The sequence below is a fragment of the Alteromonas gilva genome (genome assembly GCF_028595265.1).
In the GTDB taxonomy this organism is placed as follows: Bacteria; Pseudomonadota; Gammaproteobacteria; order Enterobacterales; family Alteromonadaceae; genus Alteromonas; species Alteromonas gilva.
In genome coordinates this window covers 2,663,128-2,683,275 of record NZ_JAQQXP010000001.1, presented here as the reverse complement: position 1 = coordinate 2,683,275, position 20,148 = coordinate 2,663,128, and the positions used below count along the sequence as shown (strand labels likewise).

Genomic DNA, 20,148 nt, shown 5'->3' with positions numbered 1-20,148 from the left:
CTATTGTTGCTGGCCCCATTTGGCAATGATGTCCCGTTCGGCGTCGGTCATGTTGGTTTTATTTAAAAACGGCATATCCCGTGTAACCGTGGTGCGATGCACTAATTGTGGTGCCTGGCGGGTGATCTGCTCCCAACTGTCAAACTTAACACCCAGTGGCGCAACCTTGAAAATCTCATCGGTAGGGTTTGCTGCATGACAGCCCTGACAATGTCTGGTGATAAGCGCATATACCTGTTTATCCAGTGCTGTCATCGCTGGCTCAGGATGACTGGCAGTGGCGGTATTGCCGGTGTTCTCCGCGCTGATTGTGGGTTGTGCTGCTGGTTGCACCTGCGGCCAGGACACCCATAAGGCAACCAGCAACAAGCCAAGGGCACCGCTTATCAGCACGCCGGGGCTGCTACGGCCCAGATGACGCAGATTAAAGAAGTGTCTTATCCAGGCCGACAGCGCCATAATGGCGACGAGAACCAGCCAGTTCTGCGGGTGCTGATAGGTCATGGGATAATGATTGCTGATCATGATGAATAGTATGGGCAGGGTCAGGTAATTGTTATGCACTGAGCGTAATTTAGCGCCGGCCCCCCAGGCCGGATCCACTGGCTGTTTCGCGGCAACGGCGGCAACCATTTTACGCTGAGCCGGCATAATATTTAACAGCACGTTGGCCACCATAATCGAGCCAATCAAGGCACCGACATGAATATACGCGCCGCGCCCGCTGAACCATTGAGTGGCCAGGTAGCTGGCCACCACCAACAGCGCGGTTAACGCCAGGGCAAACACCTTTGGATAATTTGCCAGTGGCGAGCGGCATGCCAGTTCGTACACAAGTACCCCACCGGCCAGCAAAGACAGGCCACGGATAATGGCTTCGGTTTCGCTCATGGCCATTACTGAGGGATCAATCAGATACGCCGCCGCGGCAAAATAATACACAATGACCAGCAGGGCAAAACCGCTGAGCCAGGTAGAGTAGGCCTCCCACTTAAACCAATGGAGGTTTTCAGGCATGGATTCAGGGCCATAGGCGTATTTACCCACCTCATAAAAGCCCCCGCCATGGACGGCCCATAAGTCGCCCTTAATGCCTTTTTGTTTTTTCCAGTCAGGCGGCGTTTCCAGGCTATTGTCCAGCCATATAAAGTAAAACGAGGCCCCGATCCAGGCGACACCGGCGATGACATGAAACCATCTTACAAATAATGAAAGCCAATCAAGCCAAGGCATCAGCATGCTCCTGTTGAATATATTGAGGTTGTCCGGCCACCCAGGTCGCCACGGTCGCACGGTCGTCGCCTAGCATGGTGAGGGCAAACAGAGCGTCTTCACAACTGCTGTCATTTTTAACCCGCAGTGTGGTTAAGGGATCAAAACGTGGATTCAGCACCACAAAGTCAGCGTCGCTACCCACATTGAAGTTGCCGATTTTATCGCTTAAACCCAGACTATGGGCGGCGCCCTGAGTGAGCATATAAAAGCCCTGTAGCGCCGATAATTTGAATTGGCGTAACTGGCAGATTTTGTAGGCTTCACCCAAGGTTCTGAGTAAATTAAAACTGGTGCCGCCGCCCACATCGGTAGCCAGGGTCACCGGCACGTTAAATTGTTCAGCTTTGCCCATTTCAAACAGGCCGCTACCCAAAAACAGGTTAGAGGTAGGACAAAAAGCGGCGACTGCGCCGCTGGCGGCCATACGTTGCCATTCACTGTCAGATAAATGAATACAGTGGCCGTAAACCGCACGCGGTCGCACCATATGGTATTTCTCATACACCGCGAGATAGTCCTCGCAATCGGGATAGAGCGTTTTAACCCAGGCTATTTCGTCATGGTTTTCCGACAGGTGAGTCTGGATAAAAACATCGTCATATTGCTGGGCTAGTTCACCAAGCGCCGCCATCTGTGCGCTACTGCTGGTAGGGGCAAACCGCGGCGTCAGTGCATAATAATTGCGTCCTTTGCCGTGATAGCGTTCTATCAATTCGGCACTGTCACGCTGGGCTGAAGCCGGCGTGTCCTGCAGCCAGTCGGGACAGTGTCTGTCCATACATACTTTGCCGGCCACAGTCAGCATATTTCGCGCTGAGGCGGCTTCAAAGAGTGCTTCGGTACTGGTTTTGTGCACGCTGCTATACACCAACCCGGTCGTGGTGCCGTTTTTAAGGCATTCATTTAAAAAGAAGTCTGCCATGCGCGCCGACAGTGCCGGATCGGCAAACTGACCCTCGGCAGGAAAGGTAAAGTTATCCAGCCAGGTAAGCAGTTGTTCACCGTATTTGGCGATAATTTCGGTCTGCGGAAAGTGCAGATGGGTATCGATGAGCCCGGGTATAATCAGGTAATCGCGATAATCGGTGAGCGCCGCCGCCGGATACTGGCCGCGCAGCTCATTGTATTCACCTAAGGCAATAATTTTACCGCTTTCAATGAGCATGGCGCCGTCGGTAAAACTTTGCAGATCGGCGGCGTAGTCAGCCGTTGCATGAGGGTAATGGTGAATCGCCCCGCGAATTAGTTGCTGTTTCACTACTAGCTGCCCCGGTAACTGCTAAAACCAAACGGCGAAATGAGCAGCGGTACATGATAATGGCCGCCAGCGTCCGTCATTTCAAAATGAATGTCGACAAAGGGATAAAACGACTCCCCGTGTGTGCTGCGCAAGTAACGGTCACATTCAAAACGTAACTGGTAAATACCGCCGGTAAAGCTAACACCGGGCCAATCTTTACAGCGTCCGTCGCTGTTGGTGACGGCCGAAACCGCGCTGCCATCCGGGCAAGTCAGCGTAATCGGCAGGTCGGCAACCGGTTTTCCTGATGTGGTATCTAGCACATGACTGGATAAACTGATCATGATGTAAAATCTCCTTGTGACGGCGTGTCGTTAAGTGCTTTGCCTAAACGCAGTAAGGTAATTTGAATTTGTTGCTCGGCAGCGTTTGCCAGCTCAGTGGCCGTATCATTGGGTAAGCGCTGGCGCAGTTCATCGAGCATAATGTCGGCACTTAGGCCGGTGGCACAAATAATAAAAATAAAACCATGCCTGTCCACATAGCGGTGGTTAAGCTCATGCAAAGCCCGTAAGGTTGATTCACTGGCCTCGCTGGTGCCTTGTTGCTCAGCCGATGCGGTGGCTTTGGTGTTGGCAAATTTGGCCCGCAAACTGTTAACGTCGCCAATCATGGGATGAGCTTCAAAGGCCTCGCGAAAGTCGGCTTCGCCCATGGTTTCCCAGACTTCTCTGGCGGCTTTGTACAGTGATTCTTCACTACGGTAAGGCCGCTTTGCCACCATTGCACCCACCCAGCGCGATGCCGCGCAGGTTTGTTCAAAGAAGGCACCAGCCTGCTTCTCCTGTAGCTGATTGAGTTCATCCAGTGTCATGTGATGTCTGCCTGTGTGGGGGCAACGGGCGTGGCCTGTTGCGGTTCATCGTTTACGCCGTGCAGGCGCTGGATAATTTGCGCACTTACCGAGACGGCCACCTCAATGGGTTGTTTACCGGGAATGTCGGTGACCCCGATGGGACTATAAAAATCCCGTAACCGGTTATTGCTGATCCCCTTTGCCCCAAGGCGATGAACAAAGCGTTTGGCTTTAGTGTGAGAACCAATCATGCCCACATAGGGCAGATGGGGTTGTTTAAGCGCTTTCTCGACCAGTGCAAAATCGAGCTGGTGGTCGTGGGTCATAATGATCACCCAACTGCCCGCAGGCAGCAGGGGGATTTCACCGGTTGGCGTATCATCGGTGATAAATTCAACGTTGGCCGGCAGCGGCAGGGCAGGGGCAAGAGCCGCACGATTATCTATCCAGCGAATACAAAGCGGTAACTGGGCCAGGATTGGCACTAGTGCCCGGGCAACGTGTCCGGCGCCAAACAGGGCAACTACCTGACGATGACTGACATGGGTTTCAATCAGTATTTTCATGGCGCCGCCACAGCACTGGCCCAGCTTGCTGGCCAGCGGAAAATGATGCAGCGCCTGCTGATTCTGGTTGCTGTGTATGCTCTGTGCCAGGGCTTCGCGGGCCAGTTCAATGGCTTTATATTCTAAGTGACCACCGCCGATCGTATCGTACTGACGGTCAGCGGTGACGACCATTTTGGTGCCTTGTTCGCGCGGCGTAGAACCAGCCGTGGTGACAACCGTAATTAACGCGTAGCCATCGGCCTGACGTTCACAGTGATTGATGGCCTCATACCAGCGCCTGACCTGCCAGTTTTCAGTTTGCATGGTTTTTGCCCTCCTGCAGTGCGGTAATTGCAGTAAGTACCTTTTCCGGTGTTGCTGGCGCAGGAATGGCCGGATCAATGCGATAATCCGCCAGGCTTGAGACGGCATCCTTAATGGCACACCACACCGACATAGCCAGCATCAGCGGCGGCTCACCGACGGCTTTGGAGTGGTAAATGCTGTCTTCGGCATTGGGGCGGTCGAACAGCTCTACGTTAAAGTGCGCCGGCGTATCGCCGATGGCGGGAATTTTATAAGTCGCCAGATTGTTGCTGATAAGCTTACCGCTATCATCCCACCGTAAGTCTTCGGTTGTGAGCCAGCCCATCCCCTGTATAAAGCCGCCTTCGATTTGACCGCGATCGATGGCCGGGTTCAGGCTGGTACCCACATCATGCAGGATATCCACTTTATCCACGGTGTATTCGCCGGTAAGGGTATCAACGCGGACTTCTGATACCGCAGCACCATTGGCAAAGTAGAAAAACGGCCGGCCGGAGCCGGTATCGCGATCATAATAAATTTTGGGCGTGCGGTAATAGCCGGTGGATGATAAGGAAATACGCGCCATATAGGCGTTTTGCACTAATTGGGTAAAGGGCAGGGCGTGATCGCCCGATGATACCTTGCCATCCGCAAATGTCACCGAATCCGGTGCAACACCAAACTCCTCAGCGAACAGTTCAGCGAGACGCTGTTTAAGGGTAATACAGGCATTCTGGGCCGCTTTGCCGTTTAAGTCGGTACCACTTGATGCCGCGGTCGGCGACGTATTGGGGACTTTGTCGGTACGGGTTGCGGTGACTTCAATGTTATCCAGTGAAATACCAAATTCGTGGGCGACAATCTGCCCGACCTTAGTATGCAGGCCCTGGCCCATCTCGGTACCGCCGTGGTTAACCTGAACACTGCCATCGGTGTAAATATGAATAAGTGCGCCGGCCTGATTAAGGTGCTTGGCAGTAAACGAAATACCAAATTTTACCGGCGTCAGGGACAGGCCTTTTTTGATGATCGGACTTTGTTGATTAAACCGGGTGAGTGCTTCACGGCGTTGCCAGTAGTGGGCATCGTTCTCCAGCCGTTCAATCAGCGACGGTAAAATATCCTGCTCAAGCTCCATACCGTAGGGGGTTATCATGCCATTTTGTGGACTGTACAGGTTACGTTTGCGCACGGTTAGCGGATCGAGCCCTGTTTTACGCGCCACGACGTCCATCATAAGTTCGGCCATAATCAGCCCCTGCGGGCCGCCAAACCCGCGAAACGCGGTGTGCGATACAATATGGGTTTTCAGGCGGTGGCCGGTAATTTTACTGGCCCCGAGCTGATAGGCGTTATCCGTGTGGAACATGGCGCGGTCGACAATTGCATCGGACAAGTCCGGCGAATGTCCACAGTTACCCGCCACGGTAATTCTGGCGCCGTGCATTTTGCCACTGGCATCAAAGCCGATGTGGTAATCGTTTTCAAAGGGGTGACGCTTACCCGTGGCCTGCATATCAAGCATACGCGGCAGGCGCATTTTAACCGCGCGCTGTGTACGCCAGGCAAACACCGCCGCCAGACATGCCCATTGCGCGGCTTGTGACTCCTTACCACCAAAACCGCCGCCCATGCGGCGCATATCAACCGCGACGCGGTGCAGTTTTACGCCCAGTACTTCGGCCACCAGTTTTTGCACTTCACTGGGGTGCTGACTGGAGGTGTAAATACTCAGGCGATCTTCTTCTTCCGGAATGGCCAGGCTCACCTGACCCTCCAGATACAGATGCTCCTGACCACCCACCGATAGGTGACCGCTGGCCGTCATCGGCGCAGATGCTAGCGCGGCGTCAATATCACCACGGCCAAACTCATGGGTAGGGCGCACCTTGCTGTCGGCTACGAGGGCCGCGTCGGTAGTTAAAATTGCGGGCGCCCCGGTAAAGCTCATTTCGGCTTTGGTGGCCGCTACGCGCGCCTGTTCTTCGGTTTCGGCGAGCACGGCAAAGACCGGCTGGCCGTGAAATTTCACCTCGGTGTCTAACAATATCGGATCGCCGCCAAATACCGGCCCTATATCGGTATGCCCGGGAATATCGGCGATGGTGATGACATCAATTACACCGGGTGATTGCCACACTGCTGCCAGCTCCAGCGCCTGCAAGGTGCCACTGGCGACGTTTGTGGTGCCCACACTGACATAGCAAAGTGAGTCGGGGGCCGGGATATCATCGACATAGCGGGCAGTGCCCGATACCTGGCGCACCGCGCTCTCGTGACGAGCTGGTTTTAGCAGAGGCGTGTGCTCAGCATGCGCCGCCGGTTGTTTAACGAGTTTACGCATAATGGGCCACCCGGGTTGAGACTAACAGTTCAGATTGGGTTTCAAACCAAAAACGTTGCCATAAGTTTGCCAGTAATTGTTTTCGATAAGCCGCACTGGCCCGGACATCATCAATGGGTGAAAAGGCCTCACTGAGGATTTGCATGCCCTCGCTGCGCAATTGTGCATTGCGCCAGTCTTTGCCCACAACATGTTGTTCCAGTGCGTGGCAGCAAACCGGCGTGGCGGCAACGCCACCAAAACCGGTGTGCAGTGACTTCACGGTGCTGCCATCCAGCTCAATATTAAACACCGCGCAAACCGCTGAAATATCATCTTCGTGACGCTTTGACACTTTATACGCTTTGAGCTGCGCGGCGGCGCTGAGTCTTGGTAAACGAATGGCGCTAATCCATTCTTTGTCGTTCAGTACGGTTTGGCGATAACCGGTAAAAAATTCTCTGGCGGCAACCGTTCGGTACTCACTGCCATTGTCTGTCTCTACTGCACCATTAAGCGCCAGTAACACAGGCGGCATATCACCTATTGGCGAGGCGTTGGCAATGTTGCCCCCCAGCGTAGCCTGGTTACGAACCGGTATTGAGGCGAAGCGGTCAATGAGTTCGTGCAACGCCGGAAAGTACTGTGTCAGCAGAGCGGTAATATCGTTAAGCGGCAGCGCCGCGCCAACACTGATATGGTCGTCGGTAACGGTTACATCACGGCACTCTTTAACCCGTGTGGTACTTATCAGCGTTGGCAGTGATTTAAGCTGCTGGGTGTATTCCAGGGCTAAATCCGTACTGCCAGCCACAAAACGCGCATCCGGGTAGCGGGCCAGTAGTTCGGCCACCTCAGTGCGACTCTGGGGCAGAAACACGTTGTTCATTGTCGCGGGCTCAGACGACTCTGCCTGCAGCGCTTGCAGTGTTGCCAGCGTTTGTGCTTCGCGCCGGGTAAATTGATCGGGCTGGCGTTCGCCGGCAGGCTTGCCACAGCTTTCCCGGGTGGCATCAATAATTGGCCGGTAACCGGTGCAACGACACAGATTGCCTGACAGGGCGGTATTAATGGTGTCACGGTTAACGGCGGTATCGGTGTGATACAGGGCAAACATCGACATCACAATACCAGGGGTACAAAATCCGCACTGGCTGCCATGGTGATCAACCAGCGATTGCTGAACCGGATGCAACGCGCCGTTATGGCTGAGATGTTCGACGCTAATGAGTTGCTTGCCGTGTAAGGAGGCCAGCAGTGTGATACAACTGTTGATACTACGGTAATGGATGCGTTGCTGATCGGGGGCAATTTCACCAAGAACGACCGTGCATGCACCACAATCGCCCGATGCACAGCCTTCTTTGCTGCCTTTCAACGCTTTATTATCGCGCAGATATTGTTGAACGGTGACTTCGGCGACCTTATTGTCGAGCGTAACCAATTCATTGTTAAGTAAAAATTTTATCATTCCGTGCTCCGGGCCCTGACTGGCAGGCGATTAAGTGCCTACCTTACCGGAATATCTATTCAAAAAGTAGACCATATGGTCAGTTTTTATTGGAAAAGTTGACGTATTCCTTCACTATGAGGGCATTTTACCGGCGTGTCCAAAACCCAGCTTTGACCTTCCCGCCTCAAGTGTGACAGGACAGACCAGAAAAACGTAAAAAAATGACTACTTGGTCAGGAAATTGCTGCAGAATGCGGTAACGGACATTGTCAGGCGCACAAGTAAAACGTGACGCTACCTGAGTGAAGAGCGACATAACAAGGACAAATCAGTATCAATGGTGAATAAATCAAAAATGGACGGCAGTATTGGGGCCAAAAATAAACAAAAAATTCTGGCTGCGGCAGAAAAAGCATTTGCGTCTTATGGGTTCAAAGGTACCTCGGTACAGCAAATAGCCGACGAAGCAGAATTACCCAAAACCAACATTCTGTATTATTTTAAATCCAAGCAGGGCCTGTATGTGGCGTTGTTACAAGACATTATGTCGTTGTGGAACTCGCGGTTTGATCAGGTTACTGCCAACGACGATCCCGCGCTGTCACTGGCCGATTATATAGCCGAAAAAATGACCATGTCGCGCACCCATCCCCAGGCATCGAAAATTTTTGCCATGGAAGTCCTCAACGGTGCGCCTTATTTAAATAAGTTTTTTAATACCGAACATGTGGCCTGGATGAATGGTCGGGTGGCGATTATTCAAAGTTGGATAGAGCAGGGTAAAATGGCCCGCGTTGACCCCACTTATTTGTTGTTTCATATTTGGGCGTGCACCCAGCACTATGCTGACTTTTCGGCACAGATCACCAGTTTGCTGGGCAAAACTATGAAACGGGCAGATTTTGATGAAGCCACGCGGCAAGTGATAAAACTGGTGTTATCTGGCTGTGAGTTGGCGATACCCGGGAAGTACCAGGAGTGATGTAACATGAGTAATCAGTATCCCCGTGATTTGGTTGGCTATGGCGCCACACCACCACACCCTAACTGGCCTGACAATGCCCGTATTGCGGTGCAATTTGTGATTAATTATGAAGAGGGCGGTGAAAACTGTGTTTTGCATGGTGACAGCCACTCGGAAATATTTTTATCCGAAATAATCGGCGCTCAGCCCTATCCGGATCGGCACTTAAGCATGGAGTCGATTTATGAATACGGTTCCAGAGCCGGTTTTTGGCGGCTTTACCGCTTGTTCACAGAAGCCGGTATTCCGGTCACTGTATTTGGTGTAACCATGGCACTGGAGCGCCACCCTGAGGTCGTTCAAGCGATGCTCGATGCTGACTGGGAAATTGCCAGTCATGCGCTACGCTGGATTCACTATCAGGATATGCCCATAGAGCAGGAGCGGGCGCAAATTGAAGATGCTGTGCAGCGTCACAAAGCGCTGACCGGCAAAGCTCCGGCGGGCTGGTATACCGGGCGCACCAGCCCCAATACACTGGCGCTTATTGCTGAGCGTGATGATATTCTCTATTGCGCTGACTCCTACGCCGATGATTTACCCTATTATGACCGCCACTACAGTAAGCCCTTGCTCATGGTGCCTTATACGCTGGACACCAACGATATGCGCTTTGCCACTCCGCAGGGGTTTAACAGCGGCGAGCAGTTTTTTAGCTATTTAAAAGATGCCTTCGACGTGCTCTATGCTGAAGGTGAACAGCAACCCAAAATGTTATCCATTGGACTGCATAACCGCATTGTTGGTCGGCCCGGCAGGTTCGCCGCGTTAAAGCGATTTGTTGAATACGTGCAGCGTCACAACCAGGTATGGCTGTGTAGCCGGGAACAAATTGCTCGCCACTGGCAGCAACACTTTCCTGCGGAATAAACCGTAGGAATGAGCCTCCGGCATAAACCGGCGGCACAATCTGCCGTATTGAGCGCAAAAATCCATTGTGGTGGCACATTCAGGCAATCAAAAAGGGGAGTCCAATATGACTCCCCTTTTTTGTGCTTATCGGTTTGTTTGTTTGTTGCCTGGCGTGGCAAGCTATATTAGCGCTAAGCGCTAAAGACCAAAGACATAACGTAACACAAATACGCCGGCCAGCAGGTAAGTGATAACGCTGATGTCCTTGTATTTACCGGTGCCTAATTTAACGCCTACATAGGTAATAAACCCCAGGGCGATACCTTCACTGATACTGAAGGTCAGTGGCATGGCCATTAGGGCAACCACGGCTGTTGCCGCCGCGCCTACATCATCAAAGTCCAAATGACGGATAGAATCCATCATGAGTATTCCCACCATAACCAGTGCCGGGGTAGTGGCCATGATAGGGATAACTTTCATAAGCGGCGTTAAAAACAGCGCCAGTAAAAAGCACAGGCCCACCACAATTGCAGTGAGGCCAGTACGACCGCCCGCCGAGGCGCCTGCTGCAGACTCAACATAGCTGGTGACCGGCGAGGTGCCCAGTGCTGCGCCGACCACGCTGGCCGACGCGTCGGCAGTCATTGCCGCGCCAATTTTCGGCAGTTTGTCGTTTTTATCCAGTAAGTTAGCACGCCGTGACACGCCAATAAGCGTACCGATGGTATCGAACATATTCACGAACATCAGGGCAAAAATGAGATCCCAGGTTGCGGCAAAGTGTTCAATCGGGTACCAGATATCCATGGCCAGCCAGGTATCGCTGATAGGCTCAGGCATACCCACAACACCATCGGGTGTGGGGGTGAGCATGCCGTCTCCGTTGGGAATAATGGTGCCGACCACCGTCAACAAAATAATCGATATTAATATGCCGCCGGTAACACGTTTCTTCACCAGAATGACGGTTAATAATATACCGGCCAATGCCAGTAAAACAGCCGGATCAGACAGGTCGCCAATGGTTACAAAGGTCGCGTCGCTGGCCACCACTAAACCGGCGTTCTTTAAACCAATGAAGGCAATGAACAAACCAATGCCGCATTGCACACCAATTTTGAGCGAGGCCGGAATCGCCTCTGCTATAAGGGTGCGTACTCCGGTCAGGGTTAAGGCTAAAAACAGAATACCATTCCAAAACACAATCCCCAGTGCGGCTTCCCAGGGGATCTCGCGGGTCATACAGATGGTAAAGGCGAAAAACGCATTGAGCCCCATGCCTGGAGCCAGCGCTATGGGGTAGTTGGTCATAAGCGCCATGAGCACGGTACCCAGACAGGCCGCCAGGGCTGTAACCGTAATCAGGCCCTCAGGGGGCATACCGCTAAGGCCCAGAATGCCGGGGTTAACCACCAGAATATATGACATGGCGGCGAAGGTAGTGAGACCGGCGATCACCTCGGTTTTAATGGTTGTGCCGTGCGCCTGCAGTTTAAACAATCGCTCTATCAGCGTCGATGACATAGTTGTTCTCTTTATTAGAATTAAAGCTGCTGCCTGATGAATGTGTATCGTTCAGCAATGTTGAGTACCAAATGGTAAGCAAAAAACTGACCATGTAGTCAATAAGTTGGTCTGGTATCTGCAAGTATGTTTAAAATGTTTGCCAATAACAATAAACGGGTTGGTTTTGATTAGGCTAACCTTACTTATAATCAGATAAATGCAGGCTATTTTGGCATGGAGCCACTTATAATTGCACCGTTTTGGTGAATTTGCCTGCCAACAGTGCGCGAGGGAGCGTGATAACGCGATGAAACTTATTCATTTAATTGAGCAATTACCTAAATCAGAATTGCATTTACATATCGAAGGTACGCTAGAGCCTGAACTCATGTGGGCGCTGGCAGAAAAACATAAGGTCAGCTTACCTTATGAATCGGTAGAGGCCATAAAAGAAGCCTATCAGTTTGACTCGTTACAGAGCTTTTTAGATCTGTATTATCAGGGCGCCGATGTACTGCGCGATGAAGACGATTTTTATCAGTTGATGCGTCAGTATTTGCAACACTGTAAAGCCGATAATATCGTGCATACCGAGATCATGTTTGATCCGCAGACCCATACCGCCAGAGGCGTTGGTTTTGATATCTTTATGCCGGGCTTTCAACGGGCGATAGAAGAAGCCAGACGTGAGTGGGGCATCAGTGTTTATCTGATCATGTCATTTTTACGCCACCTTTCAGAGCCAGAGGCGATTGAAACACTCAATCAGGCTCGTGCCTATTATCCGCTCATTACCGCAGTGGGCCTCGACAGCAGTGAAAAAGGCAATCCACCGGAGAAATTTATCAAGGTATTCGCAGCCGCCCGGGCGTTGGGTTTTAAGTGTGTTGCTCATGCCGGCGAAGAGGGCCCCGCTGACTATATCTGGCAGGCGCTGGATTTGCTTAAAATAGACCGACTTGATCACGGTGTGCGCGCCAGCGACGATCAGGCTTTGATGGCGCGGCTGCGTGATGAGAACATGGCATTAACGGTTTGCCCGCAAAGTAACATCAAGCTGTGTGTGTTTGACAATATGCAGCACCACAATATTCTGCAGTTACTCGAAGATGGCCTGTGTGTGACAGTGAACTCAGATGATCCCAGCTATTTCGGTGGCTATCTGAACGATAATTATCGCGCATTGATGACCCATTTAGGGATGGATGAAAGCGCATTGGTGCAATTGGTGAAAAACAGCTTTATGGGGTCTTTTTTGCCCGCTGAAGAGAAAAACAAATGGCTGCGCTGTATTGATAGCCTGCTCAGCAACGCCGCCTGAGTAAGCTGTTTAACACCACGTAATACAAGCAACAACGCAGTTAAAAAAAGCCCCGGCATTGCAAATATGCCGGGGCTTTTTTGTGACTATTTATTTATACCATTTAACGCTGGGGCAGATTCTCTTTATATTCCGGCCAGTTAAGCACGATTTCATCGACCACTTTACTGCCAACCTTATACGCGGCCTCAAGGGCCGGGCGCATACCGGCGTAACCGGCGCCAGAGCTTTCGGCCTCGAGGTTTTCCGCCGCGGTCAGACTTGACGGTTGCATGGTAAAGTTGCTGGCGGTGCGCAAGACTAAAAAGCGCTCTTTATCCACCAGGCCGGCATTGTCCAGAAATACCATCGACTGGTAGCTGCCGGTATCTTCCATACCCGAGGTCATAAAGTTACCTTTCCCGTTTGTCCAGTAGGATGTCCAGTCATTGGCCCAGTCATTTAACAACTTACCGTGCCAAAAGGTCGAGGCTGAGAGGTGATCGCCGCGTAATACCTTTGGCGGCTGCTGTGCAGCGGGCATTTCAGTATATTTACTGCGTAGTGCCAGCATCGCATCGGTATCCATTAACGACATGTCTTTGGTCAGCGCGAATGCCCAGTCAACCAGCTGCGTATTGAGCTGGAACACTTCGCCATTAGTGGCGACCACATCACTTTCTGATTCTGGATAAGGCGCGTGGGCAAATAACGGGAAATAGCCTGTTTTCCAATCGTCGGGGATTTCGCGTGCATCAATTTGATGGGCAAGATCGCCATCGACCAGATAATCAGCCCAAATCGCTGAGCCAATGGAACCGTCTTGTGGGTCTATTCCGGCAATCCCTGCGACCAGCCAGTAGGCTTTGGTTAAATCGAAGCGCGGATCCAGTCCCAGTGCCATAAAAGCCGATGACGCGCGGGCAATCCCCATACCGGTAACCATGCCCAATACGCCTTTTTCGGGGTTGTAGTAGATGTCATGAAAGCCGTGGGGAAATTCAAATTTTTCAGTCAGGCCGTAGCGCTCACGCCAGAACTGGAATTCACCGGGTTTGTCGCCGGTGTCCTCGCCGATTTCAAACATGGCGACTACAACCGCTTTAATCGGCAGCGCTTGTGTTGTGGTGCCCTTTGGCGCGGCGTGTTGAGTAGTGGGAGCTTCTCCGGCGGGCTGGCATCCTGTCAGCACCAGCAAGCCAAGTAAAGCGATGAATGTTTTCATTTGTTTGTCCTCAATATAAAAACGGCATGCCAGAGCATGCCGTTTTAATCTGTTGTGCGGTGTTTAGAACTTGTAAGAGAACTTCACGTTAAAGTGACGTGGTAATTCAGGTAACACAATCTGGCTACCAAACAAGTCCGGGAAGTTAGCACGGAAGTAACGCTCGTCGGTCAGGTTTTTAATGGTCAGGTTAACACCAAAGTTTTCATCCTGATACGACAGACCGGCATTAACCAGTGTGTAGGCTGGTAAGGTTACCGCGCCGGAGAAGCCTGACGATACCGAATCGACATCGATGATACTCATGCTGGCCGCATAACCGTTCTGGAAATCATAAGTACCGGTCAGGGTATAAATGTTTTCCGGCATACCGGCTTTCAATGCTTTCGGGTTCTTGGTACCCGGTCCAACCAGGTTTAAGCCAATCACGTTACCACCAAACACCAGTGACGGATCGTCCAAAGCAACCAAATCATCCGCGCCAAGGAAACCAAACTGGTTACCGTTCTCAAGCGCTGTCAGGTTAACTACTTCAACGTTTGAATAGCCCGCTGATAATACGAGGTTTTCGTTAACTACCCAACGCAGTTCAAATTCCAGACCTTCGTTGTTAGTGGTGTTGTTGGTAACGGTATTTTGTGTGTTGTAGTCAGTACGTTCCTGTTCGAAGATAGACAGCGCGAAATACAGTGATTCATCGAGGAATGAACCTTTCACACCATATTCCATCAGTTCTGACGTATCGAATGCACCGCTGCCATCAGGGTTATCTAACTGACCATAGTTAATTTCAGCCCCCTGACCAGCTACCAGTGTTGCCTGTTCGGCGATGGTGATGTAAGGGATCAGACCAATTGGCGTAGTATAAGAAATACTGGTGTTCCACGATACGCCGTCTACGGTTTCCTCGCGCTCAATCGGTGTTAATACGTTCGCGTCTTCACGGGCTTGAGGTAACAACAGATCCTGACGTGACGTGGTTTCGATATCAATGGTATCGTAACGGGCACCCAGGACAATGTTCAGACCCCAATCCCAGGTTAAGTCTGTCATGGCTGCAAAACCAAGATCCAGATAGTTACCTACGTCATAATTATCGTAGTTCATGCCTGAGCGGGTAGCTAACAAGCGACGATCCAAAGGGCCTGAAGGCATGGTCAGATCACGGCGGTTAAAATACTCATGGGTAAAGTCATCGCCGTGCAGAAAGTCGGTGTAACGAATAGAGGGTGATACCTGGAACTGGGCAAACAATGAATCCATTTCGACTTCGGTTGAAAATACCACCTTGTCTTCTACAACCCAGCTATCGTGGAACTGTGAGAAACCGTAAGCATTTTCGTTGATGTTATCGTAGGCATCATAAAATAACTGGTTTTTGATTTCCCAGTCACCAGCATAGTAAATAACATCAAAGTACAGGGTAGTCGCTTTGTTGCCCAGTTGATCATCCGGCGCAACCAGTGTCTGGTTGCCGTTGAGAGTGGTGGAACCAACATTTTCCAGTGCCATCAAGGGAGAGAAAAAATCACCAGTGACGCTGTCTAAAGGAACTGCAGGGGTAAAAATAAACGGGTTTAACTGCCCCTGTACAGCAGTATACTCCTCGTGTGAGATGTCACCGCTGTTATCGGTATCGATATTTTGTGCAGTACCAGTTACATAAGTGCCATCATCAACCAAGTCCTGGGTTAAGCGGTTCCAACCGGCAACCTGATTACCCTGATAGTTGTGATACATACCGCCAAATTCAACGCGCAGGTTATCGCTTAAATCAATGTTAAATGAAGCCTGGATGATAGACTGGTCAGTGTCGGTGTTATCGTAATAACTGCCTGAGTTTTCAATCTCACCGTAAACGTAGTAACCCATTTCCTTGCCCGCAACTTTAGCAGGGCCGCCGACTTCGGCAGTGATAATGCTTTTATCCCAGGTGCCGTGAGTATACGACATAGCGCCTGTTGGTGTGTCAAGGTACTGACCAGAGGAAGCACGGGCAGATTTAGGATTAAAGTTGAGGTAACCACCAATTTTAGACGGGCCATATATCGGCGATGCCGGACCACGGACGATATCGATACGACTTGAAGCGCCGATAGGCGTAGGGTAGTTCCCCGGGTTGTCCAAACGCTTCATGCCACGGAAATAGGCCTCACCAGGATTCCCCCGAATATCAAGCGAACCGGCTACGCCGAAAAATGACTGGGTAAACGTACCGGGAGCGAAAGCAACCAGTTCGTCGATATCAGAAACGTTAAAACGCTCCATTTGTTCAGAACTGATCGTCGATGCTGAACGCGGTGTTTCCAGAATAGATTTACCAAAACCAAATACGGCTTCTACATCCTGGCCGGGTAAGCTACCCAGTGAACCTTTAACTTCAATTTTCTCAATTTCTGCATCGGTAGGTTCTTCCTGAGCCAGTGACGCGCCGGGGGCCAGCATCATTAATCCGGTGGTGACCGCCAATGCTAGTGGCGTCACACTAAACTTAGTTGTTTTCATGGTTTTCCTCATATTCTGGATTTGTAAGTATTATATGAATTCTTGCTATGCAGACACTTGCTTTGCAGGTTTAATGCCAAAATCCTGACCACATGGACAGGATTAGTTTGAAATTTAACTTATTGAAAAATATAAACAAAAATAATCGCTCAAATCGTCGCTACGTTATCAAAATGTTAATTCAACCGGCCTGATTCGTGCTTTGCACCATCGCAGTGACATTCGCTGACACCTTGCACCAAGAGAGTAAACGCCAGCGGCACGCCGGCATAGAATGCGCGGCTCATTGTTCATCTGGCTTTGGCTGATCCGCTGGTACCTGCTGAGATACTGCGGGGTTGGGTAATACCAGCGTTAACACGATAGCGGTCATCCCGGCGGTCGTTACCGGTGACAAAAAGATGTTACCCAGCCAGGCAGGTAATTGAGCAAGTACATCTGCAACCAGCATTACGCCGAGCCCCATCCCCAGGGAACACGCAGTGATCAGGCTGTTGCGCTGATTGAGTGGTTCAGTGGTAAGAATTTTTACCCCGCCGACCGCAACCATCGCAAACATGACCAGCGTGGCACCGCCTAAGACGGGTTTAGGGATCGCTTGTAACAGTGCACCAATAAAGGGAAAAGTGCCCAGGACTACAAACACAGCGGCCACAAAATAGCCCACTTTACGACTTGCGATGCCGGTCATTTGAATGACCCCGTTATTCTGCCCAAAGGTGGTATTTGGAAAGGTACACAGCACGGCGGCGATTAAAGAATTCAGCCCATCTCCGAGTATGCCGGCTCGAATACGCTTAAGGTATTTATCGCCTTTAATCGGCAACTGGCAAAACAAACTGTTGGCGGTGAGATCGCCGGCGGTTTCGATGGCGGTAAAAAAATAAATAAGGGCGACAGGTAAAAACAGCGACCAGTCAAAATCAAAACCGTATTTAAAGGGTTGCGGAAAACTAAAGTAAGGTAACGACGATAGCGCTGAAAAGTCGGTCATGCCAGCGGCATAAGCCACAAGGGTACCCACGGTCATGCCAATAAAAATCGCCGAAAGCCGCAACCAGCGGTTACGGTGTGAGTTAAAAATTATGATGATTAGCAATACACCCAGGCCTAGATTCAAATTCGCGACATCGCCAAAACTGTCACTGTTAAAACCACCGGCCAGGTCAGTCATACCAACTTTAATTAGGGAAATACCGATGGCGATAATCACGACGCCGGTAGTAATGGGGGTGATGACGCGTTTTATCTGCTGGATAAACTGACTGAGAATGATTTCGACAAACGCACCCCAAAAACACACGCCAAACATCATGGCCAGGATCTCATCGTTGCTGCCGCCCCTGGATTTAATGGTGGTGCCTACCAGTAATAACGCGCTGATAAAGGCAAAACTGGTGCCCTGAATGGCCACCAGACCACTGCCCACCGGTCCGAAACCTTTGGTTTGAATAAAGGTACCAATACCAGTCACCAGCAGTGCCATGCTAATCAGATAAGGTATTTCGGCCTGCAAACCCAGTGCTGACGCAATAATCAGGGTTGGGGTCACAACACCTACAAAGCTGGCCAGCATGTGTTGTACTGCCGCAGTAAGGCTAACCATAAAGCCGGGTTTATCATCCAATGCATAAAGTATGTGGTGCTGTGACATGGACTATCCTTGATGACACAAGTCAGGTTGATAACGACAAATAAACTGACGCTTGGCAGGCATGTCAGTTGCCATATCAGTGTGGTTATTAATGATGGCCCGGGTAAATTCAGCCAAGCGTTGCCGATAGGTTGCTAATGCTTGCTGCTTGTCGGTTTCTGGCAGGAAACTGTGTTTAAGAGAGTTTTCGCCAAGGCTGATTAATTCCTGCCATGACAGGTTAAACTCGTTAACAGCAATATAGTATTCGTCGGTCATTGTGCTGTCCCACATTCCCCGATCATCGGTTGACAGCGCCACCGGTATATCGGTTCTCAGGTATTCACCAAAAGGGTGGTTACTGTAGTCTTCGGTGTATTCAAGCAAGTGATTGCTGATCAGATTAATCTCTATCAGATAGGGGCCATGGCGCATGAGTAACAAGGTGTCAGGATCCGTGATAGTGTTCAGGCCATGACCGATGCGCTGCGCACCCAGTAACAAGGTATCACGCACATGCCGGTTCGGTTCATCCACTTCGCCGGCATGAATTGCCAGAGGAATCGCCGGGTATTGATTACGTAACTCCCGTAAAACCGGTAAAAAGCGCAGCGGATAACCTTTGTCATTGTCTTCGCGGCCCGCAAAGTTAATACCAACATAACTATCGCGGTGCCGATCGATAAAGCCGTAAACCCAACGCAGATCATCTTCTGCAGAGGGTGCAAAGCGCAGTACGGTGTATTGAAATTTTACCGTTACGCCGGTGGCCTGTGCTTCTTCAGAGTCAAGCATGGTGGTCAGAATCGCTAACGCTTCTTCCGGTGTATAGCGGCTGCCATCGGCTTTTAGTTTTCCTCGCACACCGACCTGGGTTTCCAGATACTGAAGGCCTTCGTTGCCGAATGCCTGCATATTTTTTAATAAAATATAAGCAATGACATGAGGGTTAGCCGGCAATTCGTTGAGCCGGCTCCAGTGCGCTTCAAAAAACTCATTGCGCCCCTCGTAGTCTTTATCGAGACGAATACTGTTCAGAAAGCCTTGTTTTTCGTCCTCCGACAGGGCTTCCATTTTTTTGTATTCCTGTTGCTGGCACCTGGTCAGGCCGCGGTACGTTGATGCCTGAATGGTTTTAAATAGCAACAGTTGTCGGCCAGCGCCATATTCGTTGGCACCGTAGCCAAGACACTGATTGATTTTTACCTTGGTATAATACTGATAGCCACCGTTACGGGTTTGATCGGTTGCAATGTCATACCACCATTCACTGTAACCGGCACCGGACAAGTGATTATGCAGATCACCGCCTTTCGGTAGTGCCCACAAAAAAGCATACAGTTGGGTTGGAGAAGCGGTTTGTTTAAAGTCGCGAAACCACTTATCCATTTCATCAGCCTTGGCGACCTGGACTCCTAAACTCATGACGCCTGCTGCGACCCAACTTAATAACCGTTTCATATTGTTCCTGTTGTAAGCAAAATATTATGCTTAACAAGCAATTTTCTGACCAAATGGTCAGAGTTTGGCGACTATGCTTAACATTATGAAAATTAACAGTATTATTTGTTCAGTAGGGGTCTGGAATGGCATTTTTCCTGATGTCTGCACCAGCCTGATGCAAGCAGAGAGAGTTTTTTATTCAAGGTGGTGAAACAAAGTTATCAGACAAAGGGTTGGGTGTCGTTGCCGCCAGTGAGGCTGGCAACGACATGTCAGGCTCTGAATCTAGTAGGGGAAACCATCCGGCAGGGTCACAAAAATAGAATGTCTTACTTCGTTATACATGGCCCGGCTGCAATGGCCTTCGCCTTCGGTATCTTCCAGCAGCAGAACGTCTCCGGCGCCAAATACGTGTCGTTCGCCATTTGATACAGTAAACTCTGCGCGACCTTTTAAAATAAACAGCAGTTGCCGGGCAGGTGCGGGGTGCCACTTAAAGTCGTAGTCGGCAGGGGTTTCACGAAATATGATAGAGCCGGCGGGGATTTTCTCTGATAACAGGCCGATAGGGCCGCCATCCTGTAAAGGAATGTCCGCTTCACCAAAATGACTTTTTCCATCGGCATCATTGTATATTCGAGGTATTTTCATAC

16 protein-coding genes are annotated in these 20,148 nt (G+C 50.7%); 3 read left to right on the top strand and 13 right to left on the bottom strand.

Annotated features, from left to right (window positions below; translation table 11 throughout):
• From OIK42_RS11895 to xdhA, 7 genes are read right to left on the bottom strand one after another with little or no spacing between them, the layout of a single operon-like run.
• Positions 1-1,233 (bottom strand): urate hydroxylase PuuD, encoded by a 1,233-nt coding sequence (locus tag OIK42_RS11895; protein WP_273640783.1) that lies wholly within the window; start codon positions 1,231-1,233, stop codon positions 1-3.
• The gene (gene guaD / locus OIK42_RS11890) at positions 1,220-2,533 is read right to left on the bottom strand and encodes a guanine deaminase (RefSeq protein WP_273640781.1); all 1,314 of its coding nucleotides are present in this window, start codon (positions 2,531-2,533) and stop codon (positions 1,220-1,222) included. Before guaD ends, OIK42_RS11895 begins: the two co-directional genes overlap by 14 nt.
• Before the next feature lie 2 nt (positions 2,534-2,535).
• Positions 2,536-2,859 (bottom strand): hydroxyisourate hydrolase, encoded by a 324-nt coding sequence (uraH, locus tag OIK42_RS11885; RefSeq protein ID WP_273640779.1) that lies wholly within the window; start codon positions 2,857-2,859, stop codon positions 2,536-2,538.
• Positions 2,856-3,389, bottom strand: a complete 534-nt coding sequence (uraD, locus tag OIK42_RS11880) for a 2-oxo-4-hydroxy-4-carboxy-5-ureidoimidazoline decarboxylase (protein ID WP_273640778.1) — start codon at positions 3,387-3,389, stop codon at positions 2,856-2,858. The genes uraH and uraD overlap by 4 nt, the downstream gene beginning before the upstream one ends.
• Positions 3,386-4,243: a xanthine dehydrogenase accessory protein XdhC gene (gene xdhC / locus OIK42_RS11875; RefSeq protein WP_273640777.1), complete on the bottom strand. Its 858-nt coding sequence runs from the start codon at positions 4,241-4,243 to the stop codon at positions 3,386-3,388. The genes uraD and xdhC overlap by 4 nt, the downstream gene beginning before the upstream one ends.
• On the bottom strand, positions 4,233-6,572 hold the full coding sequence (gene xdhB / locus OIK42_RS11870; protein WP_273640775.1) for a xanthine dehydrogenase molybdopterin binding subunit: 2,340 nt from the start codon (positions 6,570-6,572) through the stop codon (positions 4,233-4,235). The genes xdhC and xdhB overlap by 11 nt, the downstream gene beginning before the upstream one ends.
• Positions 6,565-8,022 carry a xanthine dehydrogenase small subunit gene (gene xdhA, locus OIK42_RS11865; RefSeq protein ID WP_273640774.1) on the bottom strand — a complete coding sequence of 486 codons (1,458 nt, stop codon included), beginning with the start codon at positions 8,020-8,022 and terminating at the stop codon, positions 6,565-6,567. The genes xdhB and xdhA overlap by 8 nt, the downstream gene beginning before the upstream one ends.
• Positions 8,023-8,341: 319 nt before the next feature.
• Here xdhA and OIK42_RS11860 point away from each other — a divergent pair, with 319 nt between their 5' ends.
• A complete protein-coding gene (locus OIK42_RS11860) occupies positions 8,342-8,986 on the top strand; it encodes a TetR family transcriptional regulator C-terminal domain-containing protein (protein ID WP_273640772.1) in 645 nt (214 codons plus the stop codon).
• Between the two features lie 6 nt (positions 8,987-8,992).
• A complete protein-coding gene (gene puuE / locus OIK42_RS11855) occupies positions 8,993-9,898 on the top strand; it encodes an allantoinase PuuE (RefSeq protein WP_273640771.1) in 906 nt (301 codons plus the stop codon).
• Between the two features lie 180 nt (positions 9,899-10,078).
• Here the strand turns inward: puuE and OIK42_RS11850 are convergent, their stop codons facing one another.
• Positions 10,079-11,407 (bottom strand): NCS2 family permease, encoded by a 1,329-nt coding sequence (locus OIK42_RS11850; protein WP_273640769.1) that lies wholly within the window; start codon positions 11,405-11,407, stop codon positions 10,079-10,081.
• A 289-nt stretch (positions 11,408-11,696) separates the two neighbouring features.
• Here OIK42_RS11850 and OIK42_RS11845 point away from each other — a divergent pair, with 289 nt between their 5' ends.
• The gene (locus OIK42_RS11845) at positions 11,697-12,710 is read left to right on the top strand and encodes an adenosine deaminase (RefSeq protein ID WP_273640768.1); all 1,014 of its coding nucleotides are present in this window, start codon (positions 11,697-11,699) and stop codon (positions 12,708-12,710) included.
• Positions 12,711-12,813: 103 nt separating this feature from the next.
• Here OIK42_RS11845 and OIK42_RS11840 read toward each other — a convergent pair whose 3' ends face one another.
• The 5 genes from OIK42_RS11840 to OIK42_RS11820 all read right to left on the bottom strand — a co-directional run bounded on the left by OIK42_RS11840 (position 12,814) and on the right by OIK42_RS11820 (position 20,146).
• On the bottom strand, positions 12,814-13,914 hold the full coding sequence (locus tag OIK42_RS11840) for a purine nucleoside permease (protein ID WP_273640766.1): 1,101 nt from the start codon (positions 13,912-13,914) through the stop codon (positions 12,814-12,816).
• Between the two features lie 63 nt (positions 13,915-13,977).
• Positions 13,978-16,419, bottom strand: coding sequence for a TonB-dependent siderophore receptor (locus OIK42_RS11835; RefSeq protein WP_273640765.1), 2,442 nt, complete (start codon positions 16,417-16,419; stop codon positions 13,978-13,980).
• A gap of 283 nt (positions 16,420-16,702) precedes the next feature.
• Positions 16,703-18,073 (bottom strand): uracil-xanthine permease family protein, encoded by a 1,371-nt coding sequence (locus tag OIK42_RS11830; RefSeq protein WP_273640764.1) that lies wholly within the window; start codon positions 18,071-18,073, stop codon positions 16,703-16,705.
• A gap of 3 nt (positions 18,074-18,076) precedes the next feature.
• A complete protein-coding gene (locus OIK42_RS11825) occupies positions 18,077-19,477 on the bottom strand; it encodes an amidohydrolase family protein (RefSeq protein WP_273640763.1) in 1,401 nt (466 codons plus the stop codon).
• Between the two features lie 303 nt (positions 19,478-19,780).
• A complete protein-coding gene (locus OIK42_RS11820; protein WP_273640761.1) occupies positions 19,781-20,146 on the bottom strand; it encodes an AraC family ligand binding domain-containing protein in 366 nt (121 codons plus the stop codon).
• Positions 20,147-20,148 lie beyond the last annotated feature (2 nt).

Coding starts and splice junctions, on each gene's coding strand:
- OIK42_RS11895 (WP_273640783.1), bottom strand. CDS start 1,233: ATGCCTTGGCTTGATTGGCTTTCATTATTTGTAAGATGGTTTCATGTC.
- uraH (WP_273640779.1), bottom strand. CDS start 2,859: ATGATCAGTTTATCCAGTCATGTGCTAGATACCACATCAGGAAAACCG.
- uraD (WP_273640778.1), bottom strand. CDS start 3,389: ATGACACTGGATGAACTCAATCAGCTACAGGAGAAGCAGGCTGGTGCC.
- xdhC (WP_273640777.1), bottom strand. CDS start 4,243: ATGCAAACTGAAAACTGGCAGGTCAGGCGCTGGTATGAGGCCATCAAT.
- xdhB (WP_273640775.1), bottom strand. CDS start 6,572: ATGCGTAAACTCGTTAAACAACCGGCGGCGCATGCTGAGCACACGCCT.
- xdhA (WP_273640774.1), bottom strand. CDS start 8,022: ATGATAAAATTTTTACTTAACAATGAATTGGTTACGCTCGACAATAAG.
- OIK42_RS11860 (WP_273640772.1), top strand. CDS start 8,342: ATGGTGAATAAATCAAAAATGGACGGCAGTATTGGGGCCAAAAATAAA.
- puuE (WP_273640771.1), top strand. CDS start 8,993: ATGAGTAATCAGTATCCCCGTGATTTGGTTGGCTATGGCGCCACACCA.
- OIK42_RS11850 (WP_273640769.1), bottom strand. CDS start 11,407: ATGTCATCGACGCTGATAGAGCGATTGTTTAAACTGCAGGCGCACGGC.
- OIK42_RS11845 (WP_273640768.1), top strand. CDS start 11,697: ATGAAACTTATTCATTTAATTGAGCAATTACCTAAATCAGAATTGCAT.
- OIK42_RS11840 (WP_273640766.1), bottom strand. CDS start 13,914: ATGAAAACATTCATCGCTTTACTTGGCTTGCTGGTGCTGACAGGATGC.
- OIK42_RS11835 (WP_273640765.1), bottom strand. CDS start 16,419: ATGAAAACAACTAAGTTTAGTGTGACGCCACTAGCATTGGCGGTCACC.
- OIK42_RS11830 (WP_273640764.1), bottom strand. CDS start 18,073: ATGTCACAGCACCACATACTTTATGCATTGGATGATAAACCCGGCTTT.
- OIK42_RS11825 (WP_273640763.1), bottom strand. CDS start 19,477: ATGAGTTTAGGAGTCCAGGTCGCCAAGGCTGATGAAATGGATAAGTGG.
- OIK42_RS11820 (WP_273640761.1), bottom strand. CDS start 20,146: ATGAAAATACCTCGAATATACAATGATGCCGATGGAAAAAGTCATTTT.